Origin of the sequence: Cloacibacterium normanense, assembly GCF_003860565.1 — a bacterium.
GTDB lineage: Bacteria > Bacteroidota > Bacteroidia > Flavobacteriales > Weeksellaceae > Cloacibacterium > Cloacibacterium normanense.
In genome coordinates, this window is sequence record NZ_CP034157.1 from 2,111,742 (window position 1) to 2,135,538 (window position 23,797).

At 32.2% G+C, this 23,797-nt stretch carries 22 protein-coding genes; 11 read left to right on the forward strand and 11 right to left on the reverse strand.

The window, feature by feature from the left end; all coding sequences use genetic code 11:
* The first annotated feature begins 4 nt into the window (after positions 1-4).
* The 5 genes from EB819_RS09650 (at position 5) to EB819_RS09670 (ending at position 3,156) form a co-directional block, all read left to right on the forward strand.
* Positions 5-649: a hypothetical protein gene (locus EB819_RS09650; RefSeq protein ID WP_069800584.1), complete on the forward strand. Its 645-nt coding sequence runs from the start codon at positions 5-7 to the stop codon at positions 647-649.
* A 178-nt stretch (positions 650-827) separates the two neighbouring features.
* Positions 828-1,337: a GFO_1088 family ECF-type sigma factor gene (locus tag EB819_RS09655; RefSeq protein ID WP_069800582.1), complete on the forward strand. Its 510-nt coding sequence runs from the start codon at positions 828-830 to the stop codon at positions 1,335-1,337.
* Positions 1,338-1,348: 11 nt separating this feature from the next.
* Complete coding sequence (locus tag EB819_RS09660; RefSeq protein ID WP_069800580.1) at positions 1,349-1,987, forward strand: hypothetical protein; 639 nt, start codon at positions 1,349-1,351, stop codon at positions 1,985-1,987.
* A 12-nt stretch (positions 1,988-1,999) separates the two neighbouring features.
* Positions 2,000-2,566: a DUF4252 domain-containing protein gene (locus EB819_RS09665; RefSeq protein ID WP_069800578.1), complete on the forward strand. Its 567-nt coding sequence runs from the start codon at positions 2,000-2,002 to the stop codon at positions 2,564-2,566.
* Positions 2,567-2,643: 77 nt separating this feature from the next.
* Positions 2,644-3,156, forward strand: coding sequence for a DUF4252 domain-containing protein (locus EB819_RS09670; RefSeq protein WP_069800576.1), 513 nt, complete (start codon positions 2,644-2,646; stop codon positions 3,154-3,156).
* A 32-nt stretch (positions 3,157-3,188) separates the two neighbouring features.
* On the opposite strand, the gene EB819_RS09675 is transcribed toward EB819_RS09670, so the two are convergent.
* Positions 3,189-3,761: a histidine phosphatase family protein gene (locus tag EB819_RS09675; protein WP_069800574.1), complete on the reverse strand. Its 573-nt coding sequence runs from the start codon at positions 3,759-3,761 to the stop codon at positions 3,189-3,191.
* 161 nt (positions 3,762-3,922) lie between these two features.
* Between EB819_RS09675 and recA the strand changes: the two genes are divergently transcribed.
* Positions 3,923-4,924 carry a recombinase RecA gene (gene recA / locus EB819_RS09680; protein ID WP_069800572.1) on the forward strand — a complete coding sequence of 334 codons (1,002 nt, stop codon included), beginning with the start codon at positions 3,923-3,925 and terminating at the stop codon, positions 4,922-4,924.
* 131 nt (positions 4,925-5,055) lie between these two features.
* On the opposite strand, the gene EB819_RS09685 is transcribed toward recA, so the two are convergent.
* From EB819_RS09685 to EB819_RS09715, 7 genes are all read right to left on the reverse strand, one after another.
* The gene (locus tag EB819_RS09685; RefSeq protein WP_069800569.1) at positions 5,056-5,370 is read right to left on the reverse strand and encodes an MGMT family protein; all 315 of its coding nucleotides are present in this window, start codon (positions 5,368-5,370) and stop codon (positions 5,056-5,058) included.
* Between the two features lie 594 nt (positions 5,371-5,964).
* Entirely contained in the window at positions 5,965-6,942 is a 978-nt protein-coding gene (locus EB819_RS09690; protein WP_069800568.1) for a deoxyhypusine synthase family protein, read from the reverse strand.
* Positions 6,943-7,519: 577 nt separating this feature from the next.
* A complete protein-coding gene (gene arfB / locus EB819_RS09695) occupies positions 7,520-7,912 on the reverse strand; it encodes an alternative ribosome rescue aminoacyl-tRNA hydrolase ArfB (protein WP_069800566.1) in 393 nt (130 codons plus the stop codon).
* A gap of 275 nt (positions 7,913-8,187) precedes the next feature.
* Entirely contained in the window at positions 8,188-9,234 is a 1,047-nt protein-coding gene (locus EB819_RS09700; protein ID WP_069800564.1) for an AMP-binding protein, read from the reverse strand.
* Positions 9,235-9,454: 220 nt separating this feature from the next.
* A complete protein-coding gene (gene argS / locus EB819_RS09705; RefSeq protein WP_069800562.1) occupies positions 9,455-11,212 on the reverse strand; it encodes an arginine--tRNA ligase in 1,758 nt (585 codons plus the stop codon).
* Between the two features lie 84 nt (positions 11,213-11,296).
* On the reverse strand, positions 11,297-12,844 hold the full coding sequence (locus EB819_RS09710) for a SusD/RagB family nutrient-binding outer membrane lipoprotein (protein WP_158005966.1): 1,548 nt from the start codon (positions 12,842-12,844) through the stop codon (positions 11,297-11,299).
* A gap of 41 nt (positions 12,845-12,885) precedes the next feature.
* Positions 12,886-15,930, reverse strand: coding sequence for a SusC/RagA family TonB-linked outer membrane protein (locus EB819_RS09715; RefSeq protein WP_069800559.1), 3,045 nt, complete (start codon positions 15,928-15,930; stop codon positions 12,886-12,888).
* A gap of 134 nt (positions 15,931-16,064) precedes the next feature.
* On the opposite strand from EB819_RS09715, the gene EB819_RS09720 reads away from it, so the two are divergent.
* Positions 16,065-16,649 (forward strand): ribonuclease HII, encoded by a 585-nt coding sequence (locus tag EB819_RS09720; RefSeq protein WP_069800557.1) that lies wholly within the window; start codon positions 16,065-16,067, stop codon positions 16,647-16,649.
* Positions 16,650-16,705: 56 nt separating this feature from the next.
* Here the strand turns inward: EB819_RS09720 and yidC are convergent, their stop codons facing one another.
* Positions 16,706-18,511 (reverse strand): membrane protein insertase YidC, encoded by a 1,806-nt coding sequence (yidC, locus tag EB819_RS09725; RefSeq protein WP_069800555.1) that lies wholly within the window; start codon positions 18,509-18,511, stop codon positions 16,706-16,708.
* A gap of 147 nt (positions 18,512-18,658) precedes the next feature.
* Entirely contained in the window at positions 18,659-20,266 is a 1,608-nt protein-coding gene (locus tag EB819_RS09730; RefSeq protein WP_069800552.1) for a CTP synthase, read from the reverse strand.
* Positions 20,267-20,372: 106 nt separating this feature from the next.
* Here EB819_RS09730 and radA point away from each other — a divergent pair, with 106 nt between their 5' ends.
* Genes radA through EB819_RS09745 form a run of 3 tightly spaced genes read left to right on the forward strand, consistent with a single transcriptional unit; the run spans position 20,373 to position 22,697 of the window.
* The gene (gene radA / locus EB819_RS09735) at positions 20,373-21,722 is read left to right on the forward strand and encodes a DNA repair protein RadA (RefSeq protein WP_069800550.1); all 1,350 of its coding nucleotides are present in this window, start codon (positions 20,373-20,375) and stop codon (positions 21,720-21,722) included.
* 12 nt (positions 21,723-21,734) lie between these two features.
* A complete protein-coding gene (locus EB819_RS09740) occupies positions 21,735-22,049 on the forward strand; it encodes a hypothetical protein (RefSeq protein ID WP_069800548.1) in 315 nt (104 codons plus the stop codon).
* A gap of 27 nt (positions 22,050-22,076) precedes the next feature.
* Positions 22,077-22,697 carry an acyl carrier protein phosphodiesterase gene (locus EB819_RS09745; protein ID WP_069800546.1) on the forward strand — a complete coding sequence of 207 codons (621 nt, stop codon included), beginning with the start codon at positions 22,077-22,079 and terminating at the stop codon, positions 22,695-22,697.
* Here EB819_RS09745 and EB819_RS09750 read toward each other — a convergent pair.
* Positions 22,654-23,154: a DUF6702 family protein gene (locus EB819_RS09750; RefSeq protein ID WP_069800544.1), complete on the reverse strand. Its 501-nt coding sequence runs from the start codon at positions 23,152-23,154 to the stop codon at positions 22,654-22,656. The two genes, EB819_RS09745 and EB819_RS09750, sit on opposite strands and share 44 nt — an antisense overlap.
* Before the next feature lie 64 nt (positions 23,155-23,218).
* Here EB819_RS09750 and EB819_RS09755 point away from each other — a divergent pair, with 64 nt between their 5' ends.
* Entirely contained in the window at positions 23,219-23,794 is a 576-nt protein-coding gene (locus tag EB819_RS09755; protein ID WP_069800543.1) for a HupE/UreJ family protein, read from the forward strand.
* Positions 23,795-23,797 lie beyond the last annotated feature (3 nt).

A 23,797-nucleotide genomic window follows, 5' to 3' on the forward strand; every position in this document is an offset into this window, starting at 1 on the left:
TTTTATGAAAGTTAGACTAATTCATTTGTTATTACTTTTCATTTCTTGTAATTTTTCTGCTCAAGAAAAGTATTGCAACTGTGAAAAATTTGAAAGTTTAGTTGACTGCAAAAAGCATATTTTTTCAAATGCTGCAAGCATTCATTGGGAATATAATTGTGAAAAGGGTAAAATAATTTTTGAAAATAAAAAAGTAAAAAAGAAATTATTTGAAATAGAAACAGATTTCATGGATAGAATTGGCTATCAGTTCGCAAATGAATATGAAAATAAATTTCTTTTCACCTACAAATGGATTTCTGGCTGTTGTGAACCTTTTGGTTATTATTTACATGATAAAAACACAGGTAATTTGGTTCAAAAAATTGAGAAAGGAATTGCTTTTAGTGAGAGTAATAAAATTCCTTATTTGGTTTATTTAAGCTCGGATTACAACAAACTTATATTATTAAATATAGATACTTTCAAAACTATACGATTTACTTTACCAAAAAATAAAATAGTAAATACCATTAAAAATTCAGATGAACCCATTGCAGAATTTCTTTTTGAGGATAATCAATTTGAAATACACTATTTCAAAACAACTCTAAAGTATTTTGAAAATAACAAATGGCTTAAGAAGAAAATAATGATAAAATTGAATTGAGATTCCTACGGAAATCGAAGATTCGAAGAAGTTAATGACAAAATTAACTAAAAATACTAGCCGTTTTCAAAAAAATGAAAGCGGCTTTTTAATGACTAAAAATCAAGAAAATAAAAAATTTTTATTTCTGATGTAATATTTTTCCGACCTTCGTTGTCTTACCTATAGAAACTAACCTATGAATCAAGAAACATTTAAGAATACTGTATTTGTTTTGAAAGACGAGATGTATCGTTTTGCAAAGCGATTCTTGGTGAGTAGTGACGAAGCTGAAGATTTGGTGCAGGATTTAATGCTGAAATTTTGGCAAAAAAAGGATGAATTGGTACATCTCAATTTAAAATCTTATGTACTAAAATGTGTGAAAAACGAGTGTCTCAATAAACTGAAACACGAAACGGTGAAACAGAATTTTGCAGATTTTCAATTACACAGAAATGAACTCTACAAAATGGAAACCAATAATCTGAAGGAGAAAATTTTAGAATTTATCAATGCGCTCCCCGAAAAACAGAAATTGGTCATTCACCTGAAAGATGTAGAAGAATATGAAGTCTCGGAAATCTCGGAGATTTTAGAAATAGAAGAAAATGCAGTGAGAGTGAATCTGATGAGAGCCAGACAAAAAGTAAAAGAACAGATTAACAACCTGTTAGCGTTTGAAAACAGAAAAATTCAAAACATTTAAAACCCGAAACAATGAACCCAAATATAGATAAAGAATACCAAAACATCTTCCAAGAACTGAAGGAAGAAAAAATGGATTGGAATTTCGAAGATTTCTTGAAAAAAACCGAAGAAAAACCAGAGGAAACTAAAGTAATTCCTTTGCAAAAAAAATCTGGTGGCGGTAGTCAAAAATGGTATTGGATGGCAGCAAGTTTGGTTACGCTTTTTGGAATGATGATGTTCTTTAACCCAGACATTACAGAACCAACTTTGAAACCAATTGCTTCTAATGAAAGTAATCCTTCAGAAAAACCAGCACAAACCAACATTATAAAACCAACTAAAAATCAAGACATTAACAATAATTCAAACACTATAAAAGTTGCTGAAAACAACGTAAAACCCACTAAAAAAATAAATCACGAGTTAAGAAATGAACATCAAAATATTGCTTCTCAACCAAGTAAAGCTGTAGAAAAATCTACTGAAATTCTAGAAAATCCAGCAGAAGAATACAGCGCAGATTATGTAATCGTAAATGGTAAAAAAATTTATAACGAAGAAGAAGCCATCGATATTACGAAGGAAGCATTTCAACTTTTCGCGAGTAACGTTACCAAAACTATAAACCAGGCAGAGCCTATCAAAAATTTATCCATTAACTTTTAAAAAATTAATACAATGAAAAATATTATCACATTCCTATTCCTCATGTTTTTGCCAGTGTTTGCTTTGGCACAGACTGAAAAATTAGACGCTATTTTTGAAAAATATCAAGAAGCAGAAGGCGTAACTTCTATTAAGATTGCTAAACCAATGTTTAGATTGCTCAATAACATCAATATTGATGACTCAGATATGGACAAAATTAAACCGCTTATCAGTAAAATGAATGGTTTAAAAATCCTCATCATGGAAAAACCTGAAACAGCCGAAAATCCTACCGCTGCTCAATTAGCTGCCATCAATGAAGCTAGTAAAGTAAAAAATGAAATTCTAGCTGCCGTAAAAAATCTGAAATATGATGAACTCATGACGCTGAACAGCAAAGACAATAAAATTAAGTTTTTAGCAGCAGACACAAGTTCTAATTTACTGAATAACATGCTATTAACCATTTCTTCTGAAGATGAAAACATCTTGATGATGTTAGACGGACAAATCTCTATGGACGATGTTTCTAACTTGATTAATGACGTACAAAAAGAAGATAAAGCACCTAAAACACCAGAAAAACCTAAAAAATAAACACTGAAATCGCCATTTATACAAATTTTTAAAAATGGCGATTCTCTTTCAACCATTGTCAACTAAAATTAACACCTATGAAATCATTTCTAAAACTTATAGCAATTTTTACCATTTTGGTCTCTCTGCAATCTTGCATTGTAAGTGAAAAGTCTCTCTACAACGAAGAAACAAAAGGAAACGCAACCGTTACCAAAATAAATGTTCCGATGTTTATCGTAAAACCTTACATCAAAAAAGCATTAAGAGAAGACGGTGAATCAGAAGAAGTTATTCGCCTTATCAAAAAAATCAGAAAAGTAAAAGTTTACACCGTACAAAATGCTTCTGATAAAATGGTTGCTCAGTTTTCTAGACAATCTTTTGGCAGCAATTTACAAGAATTGATGAGTGTAAACAGCAAGGATTCTAAAATTAAAATTATGTCTGCAATTACAGATTCAGACACCATGATTAAGGATTTACTGATTACCGTGAGAGACGACAAAGAGCTGGTTTATGTAAAAGTTTTAGGAAAGTTTTCTTTGGATGACATTTCAAGAATCGCAGAATTATCTAAAAAGAATAAAGATACCGTTGCAAATAATTAAAATAAAAACTGCCTCAAAAAGGGCAGTTTTTTTTAGTATAATAAATGATAGACTTTCACTTTTTTATCATTTTCAAAAAAATTGACAATATAAATGTCATTAAATTTTTCGTCTGGAATATCTTTGAACAAAGGTTGCTGAATTAATTCATTGAGCAAAATTGGGTTGGTATTAGAATGTCCTGAAATAATATTGACTCCAGTGTTTTTAGATAAATCATTTTTCACAAATTCAGGAATTTCTCTTGGATTGTAAATCTTCAAATCTAACTTTTTCTCTAAAATCAAAGGTTCTAAAGTTTCTCGAGTTCTGAAAAAATCAGTACTAAAAGCATTCTGAATTTTTACTTTTTTGAACAGTTGAGCTAAACGTTTTGCCCTTTCTTTTCCTGCATCAGAAAGATGAGGATTTTTGCCATTATTTTCTTTCTCACCATGTCTTACGACAATATAAACCAAAGCTTTTTTATCAATACTTTGTCTTAGATTTTTAGATGTCGCTTTACCTACAAAAACAGTATCTACTTTTTGCTGTGAAAAAGTCAAATTAAAGCTGAAAAGGGACAGTAAAAGGAGAAATGAAGCTCTTTTAATTATTTTCATCATGTAAAATTATCTTACAAATCTAAAATAAAATTTTAAATCAGTTTACACGACATATTTTGTCGCACAACCGTATTATCTTTGTCGTAGAAAAGAAGAAAATAACGAAATTTTCTTTCTAGGTATAAACAAATTAATTGTATTTTTGATAAAATTTAAGAAAAATGAGCAGTATAGACGATAAGAAAAAAGCACTCGCATTAGTCCTCGAAAAAATGGATAAAACCTACGGAAAAGGTACCGTAATGAAAATGGGAGACAGTGCAGTAGAAGAAGTAGAAGTAATTCCGAGTGGTTCACTTGGTTTAGATATTGCTTTGGGAGTTGGCGGTTATCCAAAAGGAAGAGTTATCGAAATTTACGGGCCAGAATCTTCTGGTAAAACCACTCTTACAATGCACGCAATTGCAGAATCTCAAAAACAAGGCGGAATTGCGGCTTTCATAGATGCAGAACACGCTTTTGATGCAGTTTACGCTAAAAAATTGGGAATTGATGTAGAAAATTTAATCATTTCTCAACCTGACAATGGTGAACAAGCATTAGAAATTGCAGATAATTTAATCCGTTCTGGAGCGATTGACATCGTGGTAATCGACTCTGTTGCAGCTTTGACACCAAAAGCAGAAATTGAAGGAGAAATGGGCGATTCTAAAATGGGGCTGCACGCAAGATTAATGTCTCAAGCTTTGAGAAAATTAACGGCAACGATTTCTAGAACAAAATGTACAGTAATTTTCATCAACCAATTAAGAGAAAAAATCGGGGTAATGTTCGGAAATCCTGAAACAACTACTGGTGGAAATGCACTAAAATTCTATGCTTCGGTAAGAATTGATATCAGAAGAAGTGGTTCACCAATAAAAGTAGGCGAAGATGCTGTAGGAAACCGTGTGAAAGTAAAAATTGTAAAAAACAAAGTAGCTCCACCGTTTAAAAATACAGAATTCGATATTATGTACGGAGAAGGAATTTCTAAAGTTGGCGAAATTCTAGATCTGGGCGTTGAATTTGATATTGTTAAAAAATCTGGTTCTTGGTTCAGCTATGGTGACACGAAACTGGGACAAGGTAGAGACGCCGTGAAAGAATTACTAAAAGACAATCCTGAACTTTTAGAAGAATTAGCTGAGAAAATAAAAGTGGCTATTAAAGAAAAGAAATAATTTTTTTTCAGATACAGAACCGGCGCGAGCTTTGCTCGCGCCGGTTTTTTTTAAGAATACTGCCGCAGCGAAGCTGGCCGCAGTATTCTTATCAATATTAAATTGAAATTAACAAAGGAGAATTCCCACTTTTACAAATTAATCTCTTCTAAAGGATTCCAAAAAACTTGTTTAAAATTCTGGATTTTATTTTCTTTTACTTCTACTCCTTCTTTGGCTAACTTTTCGGTAAATTTTGGAATACAACTTTCCGCAGAAATAATTCCACAAGCACTACAAACTCTATGTGCAGGGAAATCTTCATCATAATTCCTCAAAGCATTTCCTACGTGACGAGAATAGTTTGGAAAACCAACTGCCTTTGCAATTGCTCCATAAGTGGTTACTCTACCTTTAGGAATCATTTTGATGATTTCAAAGACTTGTTTTTTGAAGGTTTCGTTCATTATTATTAGAATTTAGAGGTAAGATTTCAGACATCAGATTGTTTCAAAGATATTTTTTTTTATGAAATTGACGCTCGCTTCGCTCGCGCTCAATTATTTTCAAAATTTTAAAATTACAATATTTTTTTATCTAAAAAATGTTCCATAGGAACGCTATGTGTGTAAAAAATGATTTGTTTTGCTGTGCGTTCCGTAGGAACGCTATGTTTTTAGCGTAAATAATATATTGCGTTCCTACGGAACGCTAAATATTTTGTGGTAAATTTCTTTTTACACATATTTGGTTCCTTCGGAACCATTTTTGAAGATTTTATTTAAAAATTTTATACAAGTAAAATAAAAACTGAAAAGTAAAATTTAGCCCCGATTGCAGCGGCATCCTTTTTTGTGATATTGAGCGGAGTCGAAATATGAACAAAAAAAATATAGCGAAAAGCGGGACTGCGTTTTCTAAAAATCACAAATCTTGTTGCTCCTTACACTACCCCGACTTCACCTTGCGAAGCCACCCCTTCAAAGAAGGGGAATAAAAAAACGCCCAAAATAATTTGAGCGTTTGTATAACTTCCAGCTTCCGACTTCCGTCTTCTATCTTTAAGAATTTTCTAAAATATATTTAAAAATCAAAGGCGCACAAATCGTAGCATCACTCTCAACGATGAATTTCGGTGTGGTGATATCTAATTTTCCCCAAGTAATTTTTTCGTTCGGAACAGCTCCAGAATATGAACCATAAGAAGTGGTAGAATCTGAAATCTGACAGAAATAGCTCCAGAACGGAATGTCGTGCATTTCCATATCCTGATATAACATTGGTACTACACAAATTGGGAAATCACCTGCAATTCCTCCTCCAATTTGGAAGAAACCAACACCTTTTCCACCACTGTTTTTTGGATACCAATCTGCTAAGAACATCATATATTCAATTCCAGATTTCATAGTAGAAGCTTTTAAATCTCCTTTAATACAATAGCTTGCGAAGATATTTCCCATCGTAGAATCTTCCCAACCTGGTACTACAATTGGTAAATTTTTCTCTGCAGCTGCAATCATCCAAGAATCTTCTCTTGGGATTTCATAGTATTGTTCTAGAACTCCAGAAAGAATCATTTTGTACATATATTCGTGTGGAAAATATCTTTCTCCTTTAGAATCTGCATCTTTCCATATTTCATAAATATGCTTTTGCAATCTTCTGAACGCTTCTTCTTCTGGGATACAAGTATCGGTAACTCTATTTAAACCTCTTTCTAACAAATCCCACTCTTCTTGCGGTGTAAGATCTCTGTAATGAGGCACTCTTTCGTAGTGATAATGCGCTACCAAATTCATTAAATCTTCTTCTAAATTCGCTCCAGTACAAGAAATAATATCTACTTTGTCTTCACGAATCATATCTGCCAAAATTTTCCCCATTTCTGCGGTTGACATCGCTCCAGCCAAAGTAATCATCATTTTCCCACCATCTTTAAGGTGCGCTACATAACCTTTTGCAGCATCTACCAAAGCAGCAGAATTAAAATGCAAATAATATTTTTCTATAAATTCGGTAATCGGTTTATTGCTCATTTTTATAAGAATTTTTGCAAAGATAAGATTTTTGCAGGAAGTTAGAAGCTGGAAGCTGGAAGTTTTTAGGAGCAAGATATTTCTACTTATTTTTCAACTAATGTCCCGCTTTCACTACTCGCTTTTTTAGAAATTTTTGCCAAACCATTCCTCTAAGAAAATTTCTAAAAAGAGCTCAAACAAACCGTTCAATCGGGCTAGAAATCACTATTCGTTTTTCTTTCCACTATTCTACAATATACTTATATCAATCCTTCAAGGATTTAGAATCCTTGAAGGATTATTTATTTTGAAAAAAATCGACGCTCGCTTCGCTCGCGTCATTTCAAATTTTAATCCAAAGAATTGATTAAAACATAATATCTAAAAGCCAAAATTCCTTTTTGAAATTTTGTAAGTTTCGTTGGATCAAGATGACTGTATTTTGGGAGAAATTTTTTATTGAATCGGTTAACAATTCTAAAAACTGACTTTTTCATATTTTTTTATTTGTATCGCTCCAATGGAGCTTCCAGCTAAACGTTATTTATAATTTCTACAAACCTTTGATTCCTATGGAACCAAATTTTATCATTTCTTACAACCTAAATTTTCTATTTTCTTTCTTCTCAGAGAGTTTCTTTTTGCTTTCTAAACGCTTTTCTACTTTTGCCCGACTCGGTTTTGTAGCGATTCTTTTCTTAGGAACGATGAGCGATTTATTCACCAATTCCTGAATTTTATCGGTAGCAATTTTCTTATTTTGGAGTTGTGTTCTGCTTTCAGAAACTGTAGTTTGAAGAATTCCTTCTGCATTAATTCTGTTTTTAAGCTTCAACAAAATTCTTTCTTTTTCACTTTCTGTAAAAACCGCAGAATCTTCTACCTTCCATAGTACCGTAACAGAAGTTTCTACTTTGTTTACGTTTTGTCCGCCACTTCCACTGCTTCGGGAAGTTTTGTAAGAAAGTTCGTGCTCGAAATTTTTCATAATTTATCTCTCGCTGATAAAGCTGATTTAGCAGATGTTCCTCTGGTTAATTTAATCTCATTTTTTTTACCGCAAAAGAAGCAAAAAGAAAAACTTGAAAACAAATAATTCAAAAGTAAAAAAAGTAAAATTCCTATTTTTTACTTTTGGATAGCTTATGAATAAAGGAAATCTTTTGTTACTTTTGTGGTTAAAATTAAACTTTAAATTAAAATATCATAAAAAATCTAATTACAAAATAAAAGGCTAAACTAAAGAAAATCTGCATAATCTGCTCAATCTGTGAGAAATTTAAGTATTTCTTTCCTTAAAACCTTACCGTTTTCCGCTCTTGGGAATTTCTCTAAAAATAAGACTTCTTTAGGAATATGAAATTTATTCTCAAATTTGAGATTTAAGATTTCAGATTTGAAATGTTCTTCATTTTTTCCTTCGATAACTAAAATGAGTTTTTCGCCTAAAGTTTCATCTGGTTTTCCAAGGAAAACTAAATCTCTATCAATATGTTTTTTAACCAAACTTTCTAATTCTTCAGCAAAAATTTTTACTCCTCCAGAATTAATAACATTGTCAAATCTCCCTAAAAATTTGAATTGCTTTTCATCACATTGAGCGGAGTCGAAATGCATTAGTTCTACAATATCATTAGTTTGCAAAATTTCTGGATTGAGTTTTGGCGCGTAAATTTTCAAACAGTTTCTTTCATCTACAGAAATCTCAACATCATTTAAAACCGTAAAATATTCTTCCTGAACGGGCGCTATTTGTTTCAAAGCAATGTGAGAAAGCGTTTCGCTCATTCCGTAAGTCTCGTAAATTCTAGTGGGAGAATTGGAGAATTGGAGAGTGGTAGAAATTTCTTTTTTTAATTTCTCTGAAACAGTTGCTCCTCCAATAATTAAGTTTTTAATTAAATAAATCTTGTTTAAAGAATTTTGAACTTGCAATGGTGTCATCGCACAGAAGTCTGTATTTTGTGAAATTTCAGGAGTAGAGCTTGGTTCAGAAATAATGACTTTCAGTTTTCTTTCGATAGCTCTCACTAGCATCATTTTACCAGAAATATACTGAACTGGCAAACAAAGCAAAGCCGTATCTCCTTCTTTCAATCCTAAAAAATCACAAGTCATTTTTGCCGAATTGAGCATTCTCTTTTTTTCGATTTCAAAGACTTTCGGAATTCCCGTAGAACCCGATGTTTGGACAGAAACGGTTTCAGAATGAGAAAACCAATCTTGCAAAAAAGAAATCACCTTTTCCTCGAATTCATTCTCTGGAAAAAGTGATTTTATATTGATATTTTTAGAAAAATCTAGTTGCATTTTTAATTTCCCGCAGATTTCGCAGATTATAAGTTACTTTAATCTTATAAAATTAATCTGTATTAAAATGATTCAAAATTTTAATTTTTAACCACAAAAGAAACAAAAGAAAGGCTTGAAAACAAGTATTAAAAAAGTAAAAAAAGCAGAATGTTTTACTTTTTTACTTTTGTAGAGCTTAAAAGTAACCGAAAGCTTTTGTCTCTTTTGCGGTTTAATTCTACATTCTGTTTACCACATTAATTCCCAATAAATGTAAGGACTTTTTGATGGTTTTTGCAGTTAAATCTGAAATTTGGAGTTTGAATTGCTTAGCATTTTCGTCTTCCAAAGTCATCACAGGATTGTTTTGGTAAAAAGAATTATACGTTTTCACCAAATCGTAAACGTAATTCGCAACTTGAGCCGGACTTAAAGTTTCCGCAGCTTTTTCTACAACTTCCTTATAATTAGATAATTGCATAATTAATTCTTTCTCTGAAGCATTTGGTTGATAATTTCCAAAATCTCCTTCTGTAAAATTAGCTCTATTCAACAAAGATTGAATTCTGGCGTAAGTATATTGAATAAAAGGCCCTGTATTCCCGTTGAAATCAATACTTTCTGCAGGATTGAAAAGCATTTTCTTTTTAGGATCTACTTTCAGCATAAAATATTTCAAAGCACCTAAACCTACAATTTCGTAAGATTTTTCCTTTTCTTCGTCTGACAAACCTTCTAGTTTTCCTAATTCTTCAGATTTTTCTTTAGCGGTAAGATACATTTCTTGCATTAAATCATCTGCATCTACTACTGTTCCTTCACGAGATTTCATTTTACCTTCCGGCAATTCTACCATTCCGTAAGAAAGGTGATACAATTGATTTGCCCAATCGTAACCTAATTTTTTCAGAATTAAAAACAATACTTGGAAGTGATAATCTTGTTCATTACCAACCGTATAAATAAGTTTTTGAATGTCATTTTGTTTGAAACGCTCTACTGCAGTTCCCAAATCTTGAGTCATATAAACAGAAGTTCCATCACCACGCAAAACGAGTTTTTGATCAAGTCCATCTTCAGTTAAATCAATCCAAACAGAATTATCCTCTTTTTTGAAGAAAACACCTTTTGCAAGACCTTCCTCGATAATGTCTTTTCCTAAAAGGTAAGTATTGCTTTCGTATTGAACTTGGTCGAAATCTACGCCCAATCTTTTGTATGTCTCGTTGAAACCTGCATAAACCCAAGAATTCATCTTTTCCCAAAGTTCACGAACTTCTGGTTTATTTTGTTCCCAATCTAAAAGCATTTTTTGAGCTTCAAGAATAATTGGCGCTTGTTTTTTTGCAGTTTCTTCGTCTAAACCTTGCTCCTTAAGTTCAGAAATTTGGGCTTTATAATTTTTATCAAATTCTACGTAATAATTTCCAACAAGCTTATCCCCTTTTAGTCCCGTAGTTTCTGGAGTCTCCCCTTTACCAAATTTTTCCCAAGCGAGCATAGATTTACAAATATGAATACCTCTATCATTGATGATTTGAGTTTTTACCACATTGTATCCAGCTTCTTTAAGAATTTGAGCAACAGAAAAACCTAATAAATTATTTCTGATGTGCCCCAAGTGTAATGGTTTGTTAGTATTCGGAGAAGAATACTCTACCATTACGGTCTGATTTTTATTTTCCTTTACATCAAACTGAGCTTTTATTTCTTTGAAATTCTGAATAAAAGCTTCGTTATTGATTGATAAATTCAAGAAACCTTTTACTACATTAATGTTTTCGATAGTTCCTTGCTTTATCAATTCTTCTCCCAATTCATTCCCTAAAACATCTGGACTTTTCTTGGCTAATTTCACCAAAGGAAAAATAACCACTGTGAAATCTCCCTCAAAATCTGTTTTGTTTTGTTGAACTTCTAAAGTAAGATTTTCAATTTGATAATTGTTTTTTAGAATCTCAGAAATAGAGTTTTGTATATGCTGTTTAATATCCATGTTCTATATTTTATGCAAAGATAATAAATAAAAAAACCACCCGAAAAATCGGATGGTTTTTATTGTATTATTGAAAATCAAATTTTATTGATCCCACCAAATTTTGGACTTATTACTGTCAGTCCCTGGATTTAATCCTGATAAAGCAGTTTTATAATTTGCACTATTAAAATTTTGCTCTTCCAAAGGATAAATCATTCTTCTAGGTATTACACCACCATTTAGAGCATTGGTCGCTGGAACTAAATTTGGATATCCGGTTCTTCTCCATTCTGACCATGAATCTAAACCATTATTAAATAGAGCTACCCATTTTTCTTCTCCAATTACTCTTAAAGCTCCAAAAGCAGTAATGTCAGCAACTCTTGCAGCAGCATAAGCATCTGCATAAACTGTTGGTTGAAGAGTAGTACCAGAAATATTAGGACCTCCCCATACATTTGTATTTCTATCATAATTATCTGAATTCGTAATATAATGTTTGTCCAAGGTTTGATAATTTAAAACAATTCCTTTAGATAGCATTAATTCTACGTTTTCTGTTGTCCAACCTCTAGCTGCAGCTTCAGCTCTGTTTAAAAATGTATAACCTGCTGTCATCAAATTCATAGGAGAGTCTGCTCCTCTAAATTTCAAACTCTGAGAATTTGTTGCTGATGAAGGTGCAGAATAACCAGCTGCTGATAGACCTTGAGAACTATAACCATAAGGAAGACCTGTAATACTCATAGAAAATGCATTATTGTACATTTTTAATCTTGTGTCAGGTGTATGATTTGAAGTTCTGTTAAAAGAAGTAGTTGTTCCTTTTAATGATTCAACTAATTCTCTCGATAGTCTATAGTCAGCTGCTCTAAAAGCATTTAATGGATTAGGCAACAAATTTGATGATGAAAAAGTAAACCAAGCTTCATCTGCAATAGTTTCGATAACTCCAGAAGAATTTGATAAAGCTGCATTAAATTCTGTTGCAGCAATACCTGTTGCTGAAGGATATTTTTTTGACATCTGGAGAGCTACTTGTAATAAAACAGAATTTGCTAACTTCTTCCATTTAGTTACATTTCCTCCATATATAATGTCCCCTTGAGGAGCTGTAGTTGAAGAGCTAAGAGCATCTCTACCATCTTTCAGGTCTTTTATTATCTGAGTATATACGGCTTGTTGAGAATCATACTTTGGCGTCTTAATTCCATTTTGTATTTGCATTGCTTCAGAAAAAGGTGCATCGCCAAATGCATCAGTAACTCTTTTCATCACAATAGCTCTAAAAATCTTAGACACTCCAATCATATTTTGAGCACTTCCTTGAACTGCCATTGCTGGAGTAACAGTGCCTGAATAATCTTGAATGATTTTAGTTAATGAATTCATCTGATTAACATAGTATCTTGACCAAGCAGAAGCTGTTTCGCCATATAGTGATTCCGTGGTATAAACATATTGTGATTGATATTGAACATATAATTGAGGATTCATTAAATATGCATTACCACCATTTTGAGCAAAATTCATCATTGCTCCTGACATTAAAGATTTATAATCTGAAGAATAAATACCATTAACATCTTTATTATAGTTATCTCCAAAATTTTCGTCTGCACATGATAAAGCAAAAGAAAAAACAGTCAAAGATAACAGTATTGATTTTATTTTTTTCATAATAGTTTCTTTTAGAAATTAAGTTTTACATTAACACCAAATCCTCTAGTACTTGGTAATTGACCATCTTCCCCATAAGCTTGTGACATTTCAGATGGATCAAATTTGTGATGATTATCTTTTGCAACCCAAATTAACCAAGGATTTCTTGCAACAAGTCCCACTGATATGCCTTGGAATTTTGAACCTATTAATGATTTTGGTAAAGAATAACTTACAGCCATTTCTCTCAATTTAATATAACTTGCATCATGAACATATTCCTCTGCAAGTCTGTTTCCATGGAATTGAGTGAAATATGTATATGCATCTACATATGTATCAATAGCAGTACCTGTTTCGCTTACTCCTTTTACATGTACACCACCACCAGTACTCACATCATCTCTTACATTAAATCCTCTATCATTAATTGCTGCTGTCGCATCTAATAAACCACCGGAATTACCCCATTGTTCTGAAAGAGAGAAAAATTTACCTCCTTTTTGAAAGTCAATTGCAGCACTTAAAGTAATCCCTTTATAACTTAAAGTATTATAGAAACCTCCTGTAAATTTAGGTAATACAGAGCCAAAATATTTATTTTGTTCTACTGCATAAGTCCCATTTGCATTAAGTATCTTATTACCATTTGCATCTAATTTGAAACCATTTCCAACTAATTGTCCCCATTCCATACCTTCCTTTTGAATTACAGAAACATAACCAAAAGCAGGAGCAAATCCATAATTAATTGCATTTAAACCTTCTGCAACACGCTCAACCGTTGACTTATTTCTTGCAAAATTAAATGAAGTATTCCAGTTAACACCATTGGAGCTTTTTAACACATCACCAGAAAGTGATAATTCAACCCCTTTTCTGACTGCATCAGCAGAATTAATAAATGTATCTAGCATTCCACTTGAAGAAGGAACCGTTACAGGAATTGGCTCATCATTTCTTTTTTCATTATAATAGGTAGCAGAAAGCGAAACTCTATTTTTTAAGAATTTTAAGTCAGCTCCTAATTCAAAATTTTGATTAATTGCTGGTTTTAAGTTTGGATCCACATATCTTGTAGGCTGTAGAGCAATGATATATGATTTTGTACCTGATTTAAATGGTTGACTATTATATCTAAATTCTGGATTTAGAGCTGTAGCACTAATATCTGCAGCTATTTGGGCAATACCAGCTCTCACCTTAAAGAAAGTTAATAAGTCATTCTTCTCTATAAGATTATGTAAAAGCACACTGCCACCTAGTGAAAATGTAATAAATGAATTATTATTATTAAAATATGCAGAATTTATATCATTTCTTAATGAACCATCAACATATATAAAATCATTATAACCTAATGAAAATGTTCCAAATAATGATTTTGTTGTCTTTTTATAACTATAAGGATTAGATGTAGGTGCAATATCAGCATTTTTAAAGTCCCAAACATCTGGAATAATTAATTGTCCTAATTTACCAAATACATCCATTTGAGCAGAACTTCCTGACCAATTAAAATTAGTAATAATCCCTCCTACAAATGCATTTAAATCAAATTTCCCAAATTTATTCTGATAATTAGCTCTAATTTCATAATTATCTTCAACTCTTTTACTGTCACTATAACCAAATCCATTTAGGAAATCCATGTAACCTCCTTGTGTACCAGATGCACTTTTAGTAAGTGAGTATGGCATAAAATATTTAAAACTATTGCCATCATCTCTTCTTGAAAAAGTTCCTCTAATAGACAAATTATTATTTATCTTGTAATTTGGAGAAACAGAAAACATTAAATTATCTCTAAGAGAAAAATTTTCATATCTCTCCATATAAGTATAAGGGTTAAACCAGAAAGCAGGTTTTTCATAAATTCCACTTCCCCAATTATCAGGTCCCCACCAGTTCCACGAAGCATGATATCCATTAGGAGTTTCTAAATCTTTTAATTCTTTCATTTTTTTGATATCCAAATCTCTACCAAACCATTGATTAAATGATCCTGAAGTTTGGTTAGAATAGCCATCATCAAACTCTCCTCTAACTTTTCCGCTTAAATAATTAAATACAAAATCAACGTTGAAATTATCTGTAAATTTGTAATTAGAATTCATATTAAGATAATTTCTTTTCAAAAATGTATATGGAGTAATACCTTTTTGATCTAAATTTGTAAATGATAGTCTAGCTGTATAATTATCATTACCTCCAGATAATGAAATAGTATTTTTCAAACTAACTGCATTTTCGTAGAAATCTTTCACGTTATTTGGCTGAGCAACATATTTTGCTGTTTTACCATAATAAGGACTATCTTTCCACCAAGAATACCATGGCACATAATCTTGACCATCAAATTTTGCACCCCAAGATTCATCCGCTAAATTGTTATCTCCAGCTTTATATCTCATACCATCAAAAACAGACCATTCAGCAGGATGAAAAGAAGGATCGAATACAAATGTTTGCAATGAACTATCCCCATCATAACCTTGACCATATTGATTTTGATACTTCATTGTTCTAGCAACTTTATCAACTGTTATGGTAGAGTTCAACTCCACATTCAACCTATTCTTAACCCCCTTTTTCAAAGTCATTAAAACCACCCCATATTGAGCTCTCTGTCCATAAAGCGCAGTAGCATTTGGACCTTTAAGAACATTCACAGATTCAACATTATCCATGTCAATAGTATTAGGATCAACCACTACACCATCTAGAACATAGATTGGATCATCATCACTTAATAAACTCACCGCACCTCTTAATCTAAGCTTACCTGTATCACCAAGTTTAGACCCTGCTTGCGCATTCAATTGCACACCAGCAACTTTACCTGCAATAGCCCCTTTGACATCTACATTCTGTGTTAAGTTCAAATCTTTTGACTTAACTGTTTGATTTGCATAAGAAAGTGACTTTTCATCTCTTTTAATACCTAAGGCTGTAACTACTACCCCCTCGATATCCTTAGTTTTTACTGTATCTGTCTTTGCTTTTTGTGCATATGTAACACTAAATGAAGCAGAAAGAACTACAGCTAAAACGCTTTTTGTTAGTTTCTTCATATCAAATTAAATTTTTCATTGAGACAAAAATGCAAAACATTATTAACATATCCAAATTTTTTGTTAATAAAACCTTAAATAATTATTAACTTTGCAATGTTTTCAATAAGAAGGTTGGTTTTTCGTTAAAATTTATGGAATTGATAAAAAAATGGTCTGAAAATTATGTGGAGGCAGGGTGCGATGAAGTAGGAAGAGGGTGTTTATGTGGTCCTGTAGTCGCTGCCGCAGTGGTTTTAGACGATAATTTTGAGCAAAATTTAGTTAATGACTCTAAAAAACTAAATTTTAAAACACGTTTAGAGCTAGATGATTATATTAAAAATAATGTAAAAGATTATGCTATTGCAGAACTTTCTCCTGCGTTTATAGACCAGCATAATATTCTTAACGCAAGCATACATGCTATGCATAATGCTCTTGATAAGCTTACTATAAGACCCGAATTAATTTTAGTGGACGGAAATAAATTTCATCCTTATAATTATATACCTCATCAGTGTATTATAAAAGGAGATTCTAAAATATTATCTATTGCTGCGGCTTCTATTCTTGCAAAAAATTACAGAGACCAACTCATGATTCGGTTACATGAAGAGTTTCCCGAATACGGTTGGAATAAAAACATGGGATACGCCACTAAAGTTCACATAGAAGCTTTGAAGAAATTTGGCCCCACGAAATATCATCGACAATCTTTTAGATTAAACTATGATTAACACCAATAAAAAAGTCGGTTAATTTTTTAACCGACTTTTTCTATTTTTAAACTGAATTATTTCTTATTCATTTTTTTGCGTTGCTCTTCTTGCATTTTTTGTTGCTCTTGAGCTTTTTCCATCATTTCACGCATACGTTTCTGGAATTTCCCTTCTGGTTTTGGCGCTTTAGATTTATTTTGTTGAATCTGAGCATGAATTTTCTTTTCATCTAAAATCCAATATTTTATCGCAAGGATAATTAATATATTTAAAGCATTTGACACAAAATAATACCAAGAAAGTCCAGAAGAAGAAGTGTTCAAGAAGAAGAAGAATGTAATTGGGAAAATATACATTATAATTCTCATATCTGGCATTCCTTCTTGCTGTGGTTGTTGCATTTGTCCAGAAGTCATAATCGTATAAATTAAAACTACAATGGTACATGCTACCGCAAAAATACTGATATGCTCCCCGATTAATGGAATATGAAATGGCAATTTAATTAAATCATCATAAGCAGTAAGGTCATTAGCAAACCAAAATCCTTTTCCTCTCAAGTCAATCATATTCGGGAAGAAACGGAAAAGCGCATAGAAAATAGGAATCTGAACCAGCGCTGGTAAACAGCCCGCCATCTGATTAATTCCAGCTTTTCTGTAAATCTCCATGGTCGCTTGTTGACGCTTCATTGCGTTTTCTTGACCTTTAAACTTCTCTGTTACTTCTTCTATTTCTGGTTTTACCACTTTCATCATCGCACTCAATTTGTGCTGCTTAAACATTACTGGAGACAAGATAAGTTTAGTGGCAATAGTCATTAAGAAAATTACCCAACCTGCTGCAATTCCCCAATCAGATAACCAATTATATACTGGCACAAAGAAAATCCTGTTTAAAGTTCCTATGAAACTCCAACCTAAAGGTAAAATGCTATCAAATTCTTTTCCTTCAAAAGTTTTAAGCAATGGTAAATCAAGTGGTAAGAAATACCATTTGAAATTTTGATTCAATTCATTTCCTGCCAATTTTACTTGACCATCAAAATTGAACTTTTTCAAAAATTCTCCTTTTTCTATGGTTTCTTGAGTTCCTTTAGCATGAGTAAATCCATTAGTAGATTCTATAATAGAAGCAAAAAACTGCTGTTTAACAGCTAACCAATTTAGGGTTTCTTCTGGCTCTTCAAATCCATTGGTATCATAATCGGTAGATCCATAATTATCAAAAGCATAATTAAATTCTGAATGGGTTTGTTCTTGCGAACGACCTTTTTCCATTCCTCTTACTGTGTAATTCCAGTGAAAATCTGCTTTTTCATCTGTAACAGTTGAAGATAAACCTTGAGTTTTAACATTAAAATCTAAAGTATAATTATCTAAAAGTTGATACACGTACTGAATTGTTGCACCAGAAACTTGAGCAGTCATGGTAACAGTATTATCCTTTACGCTAGGCACAAAAACTAGATCTTTTGTATTAAAAGTTTTTCCTGTTTTGTCTTTAAACTGAAATCCGTAACTAGAATTATTTTTTTCTATTAAATAAAGTGGCAAATCATGCTTATCGGTTTTAGCATTATAAGCTTTGTATTGATTAATTTCTACAGACGAAAGCTGACCTCCTAAACTTGCAAATTCTAAAGTAAGTTCTTTATTTTTTACCGTAACATTTTTTATTGCAGCTGCATTTACTGTAGCATTAATATTGTTAGCAATAGTTTTAGAAGCTACTTTTTGCTCCGTTTTTGCTTTAGCATCTGCTACTTGTTTTTCGTCTGATTGTTTGTTTTGAAAATAAAACATGAAAGCCATCAAAATGGCAGAAAAAATCACAAAACTAATCAGTTGATTTTTATCTAATCCGTTATTCTTTTGCATTACTTTAATTTAAGATTTGAAATTTAAGATTTGAGATTTAATTTTCTCAAATAGCATTCCTTTTTAATTTGGGTGACAAAAATATGAATTTTTTGTCAGATTGTCATTTCTAAAAAATTAAACTCTCAAAAAATGAGAGTTTAAGATTTATTTTTCTGCAGCTGCTTTTACCAATGCTACAAACAGCGGATGCGGTGTAGCTACAGTACTTTTATATTCTGGATGATATTGAACTCCTATATAAAAAGGATGATCCTTCAATTCTAGCGTTTCTACTAATTTAGTATCTGGATTAATTCCCGAAGCGTACAAACCATTTTTCTCGAAATCTTCTAAATAATCTGAGTTAAATTCGTAGCGATGACGGTGTCTTTCGGTAATATTTTTGTTCCCGTAGATTTCTATAAGTTTAGTGTGAGGTTTTAATTGACATTTCCAAGCGCCCAACCTCATCGTACCACCTTTATCTACTACATTTTTTTGTTCTTCCATTAAAGAAATAACAGGATTTTTAGTCGTCAAATCAAATTCAGCAGAATTGGCATCTTTTAATCCCAGAACATTTCTCGCAAATTCGATGGTCATAATTTGCATTCCGAGACAAATTCCCAAAAGCGGAATTTTATTTTCTCTAGCAAATTTTGCCGCCAAAATTTTTCCTTCAATTCCTCTATCGCCAAAACCTGGAGCGATAAGCATTCCATCGATTCCTTTGAAGTTTTCTGTTAGATTTTCTTCGGTTAAGTCACCACTGTAAACCCATCTCAGTTTCACTTCAGTATCTTGTGAAGCTCCTGCATGAATAAATGCTTCGGCAATAGATTTGTAAGAATCTTGAAGCGAAACATATTTTCCAACTAAAGCGATTTCAACTTTTTTCTTAGGATTTTTATATTTTTTAAGGAAGTTTTTCCAATCTTTCAAATCAGATTCTTGATTGAATGGCAACGCCAATTCTTTAAGAACTACTTCATCAAATTTTTGTTTTTGTAATTCTAACGGAACTTGATAAATCGTTTCTACATCTATACTTTCGATTACATTTTCCGCAGGAACGTTACAGAATTGCGCCAGTTTAGCTTTAATTTCTTTGGTAATTTTATGCTCTGTTCTGCACACCAAAACATCTGCTTGAATTCCGCTTTCCATTAATTGTCTTACGGAATGCTGAGAAGGCTTGGTTTTCAATTCGCCACTTGCAGCAAGGTAAGGAAGCAAGGTAAGGTGAATGACCATAGAATTATTTTCGCCGAGCTCCCATCTTAATTGACGAACACTTTCTATATAAGGTAATGATTCTATATCGCCTACTGTTCCGCCAATTTCTGTAATGATGATGTCGTAATTTTCTTTAGCAAGAATTTTTATTCTGCGTTTTATTTCATTCGTAATATGCGGAATTACCTGAACGGTTTTACCTAGGAAATCTCCTTTTCTTTCTTTTTCTATTACAGTTTGATAGATTTTTCCTGTAGTAACGTTATTATTCTGAGAAGTTGCAGAATCTAGAAATCTTTCGTAGTGACCCAAATCTAGGTCAGTTTCTGCGCCATCTTCAGTTACATAACATTCTCCATGCTCATAAGGATTAAGTGTTCCTGGGTCTATATTAATGTAAGGATCAAGCTTTTGGATGGTTACATTAAATCCTCGGGATTTTAAAAGCAGGCCAAGTGAAGCCGAAACAATGCCTTTTCCCAAAGACGAAGTTACACCTCCTGTCACAAAGATGTATTTGGTATTCTTTTTACTCATTAGATTAGGTTTGTGCAAAGTTAATGGATTTTGACTAAAGTCCCAAAAACGATTAATTATTTCAAAAATTCTGTAAATTGCAACATCATTTATCAATTATAAATCTGTGGCAAAAATAAAAACAGCATACTATTGTCAAAAATGTGGAACGCAATATCCACAATGGCACGGACAATGCAAAAACTGTGGAGAGTGGAATACTCTAGTAGAAGAAATCGTAGAAAAAAAATCTTCTCACTATGATATTCTAGGAAGCGGGAAACAAAAAATCATCAACATTACCGAAGTAGAAACAGGAACAGAAATTCGACTGAAAACTGTTTCAGAAGAACTAAACCGTGTTTTAGGAGGCGGAATTGTTCTAGGCTCTGTTATTCTCATTGGTGGAGAACCTGGAATTGGTAAATCTACGCTTCTACTACAACTCGCCTTAAAGATGAAGAAGAAAATTCTGTATGTTTCTGGCGAAGAAAGTGCTTCGCAAATTAAAATGCGTGCCGACAGAATTACGGATGTTCAAAACCCAAATTGTTTCCTTTATACCGAAACTTCTATCGAAAAAATATTGATGGAAGCCAAAAATCTTCAGCCAGATTTGATGATTGTAGATTCTATTCAAACTTTACAATCTCAATTGCTAGAAAGTGCTGCAGGAACGGTTTCACAGATTAGAGAATGTTCTGGAGAATTGATAAAATTTGCCAAAGAAAAAAATATTCCCGTTATTTTAGTAGGTCACATTACAAAAGACGGACAAATTGCTGGGCCGAAAGTTCTAGAACACATGGTAGACGTAGTTCTTAATTTTGACGGAGACAGAAATCACCTTTTCAGATTGCTAAGAGCTCAGAAAAACCGTTTTGGTTCTACTCAAGAAATAGGAATTTATGAAATGGTGACTCAAGGTTTAAAAGAAATTAAAAATCCTTCGGAAATCTTAATCACCAAAAAATTTGAAGAACTTTCTGGGAATGCAGTTGCCGTTACTTTGGAAGGAAACAGGCCTATGCTTCTAGAAATTCAAGCTTTGGTTTCCACTGCTGTTTACGGAACTCCTCAACGTAGCTGTACTGGTTTTGATAGCAAAAGATTAAATATGCTTCTTGCTGTTTTAGAAAAACGCGCAGGTTTTATGTTGGGCGCAAAAGACGTTTTCCTGAACATTACCGGTGGAATAAAAACTGATGATCCTGCACTTGATTTGGCGGTAATTGCAGCTGTTTTAAGCAGCAACGAAGATTTAGCTATTTCGGAGAAATATTGTTTTGCAGGTGAAATAGGTTTGAGTGGAGAAATTAGACCGATTCCTCAAATTGAGCAAAGAATTTCGGAAGCTGAAAAATTGGGTTACGAAAAGATTTTTGTTTCCAACCTCAACAAAATTCCTAAAAGAAAATTCGGGATTAGAATAGAAGAAGTGAGTAAAATAGAAGAGTTCCACGAAAAACTTTTTTAAAGAATTCTAAAAATGAAAAAATATTTTCTTTATTGGCTTTTCATTCCAATTTTTACAATAATTTGTGGAGTATTAATTGGGTATCTAGATTTTTATATAATTTCTCCAAAATTACCATTTCCAGATGCTTGTACCTATCATTCTCCAGAAGCAGGAACTCCTCCATTTTGGATGAAATTTTTATATATGGATAACATTATGCATCATGTAGGCCCTGAACCAAATAGTAATCATTTAATTATTTTTATTATAGTCAGTATTATTCTCGGCATTATATTTTCGAGACTTGTAATTAATAATTTTTTTAAATTTGAAAATAATAATTAATAACTTTAATAGACAATTCTAGACTAAATGAATTTCCTTGCACATACTTACCTTTCTTTTACCGACGAGCAAATCGTGGGGAATTTGATTGGTGATTTCATCAAAAATAAAAGTCGAAATCACTTATCAGACGGAATTCAGCAAGGAATTACTTTGCATAGAGCTATTGATGCTTTTACGGATGTTCACCCAAAAGTTTTAGAAGCGAAAACCGTTTTTCAACCGATTGTGAGGTTGTATTCTGGTGCTTTTGTAGATGTGGTTTTTGATTATTTTTTAGCCAATGATAAAAATGTAAAATCTGCCAAAGAATGGCGGGATTTTACCGCTCATGTTTACCAAGTTCTCAATAAATATGAAGCCATTCTACCTGAAAATTTCAGAAAAGTACTTCCTAGAATGGAAAAAGACAATTGGCTCTATAATTATCGTTTTGATTGGGGAATGGAATACAGCATTAATAATGTCTTGAATAAAGCAAAATATCTGGACAATTCTATTCCTGTATATGGATTTTTCCAGCATCACAAAGAGTTTTTGCGCTCTTGCTACGAAGAATTTTTCCCAGATTTACATCAGTTCTGTATCTCTCTGAATGATAATTTTAAAAAATCTGATACAGATATCGATCCGGATAGTTTAGTTTAGAACTTTTTCGTTCGCCATTTACAATAATGTGCACTATGTTCATTTGATCATCAAAAAAACTATACAATAAACTCACTGCGGTTTCTACTTTCTTAGGAATTTCTGTCGCTTCAGATTCTAAATAAACATTTACAGATTCTTTATCCTCTTCAAAACCTAAATAATTGATTTTCAGGAATTTATTATTTGATTTCAATTTAAAATATTCTGCAAAATAATTTTCTAGAGCTTGGTCTAATCCTGCTTTACTTTTTTCCTCGCCAAAGTGTAACGTTTTATTATACTTAGCATTAAGACTATTTTCTAAATCGTCTAAGAAAAATTTGGCAGAAATCTCAAAAGTTTTGGTTTTAGCATTATAATTAATTTCCACCGAACCTACATGATAAGGATGAATAGGTTTCGCCGAAACTACAAAAGTCAACAAAAAAGTAAAAAGTAAGAAGAATTTTTTCATGCGTTCATTATTTCAAAATCCGTTCCGAAATTAATCATTATTTTCGTAACTCAAATTTTAAAACATGCAAGATTTTTTATTTTATTTACAATTAGGTTGGGAACACATCATCTCAAAAGACGCTTTAGATCATCAATTATTTATTTTGGCACTCATTGCTATTTTCAGTTTTAGAGATTGGAAAAAAGTTTTAATTCTAGTAACTGCTTTTACGATTGGGCATTCTTTGACCTTGGTTTTAAGCGCATTAGATGTATTCAGATTTCCTTCTGATTGGGTAGAATTTTTAATTCCTTGCACTATCGTCTTCACTGCTTTAGACAACATTATTTTTTCTAAAAACGAGAAAAAACTCATTCAACTGAATTATTATTTAGCTTTATTATTCGGTTTAATTCACGGAATGGGATTTGCCAATTCTGTAAGAATGATGCTCGCAAGTGAACAAGATATTACTTTACCGTTATTTGGATTTAACGTGGGACTTGAACTAGGGCAAATTATAGTAGTAGCTATCGCACTATTTATACATTACATTTTCTCGGAAGTTCTGAAACTTTCTAATAAAATTTGGATTTACATTATATCTGTTCCTATCTTCATTTTTGCACTAAAAATGGCTTTAGAAAGGATTCCTTAACCA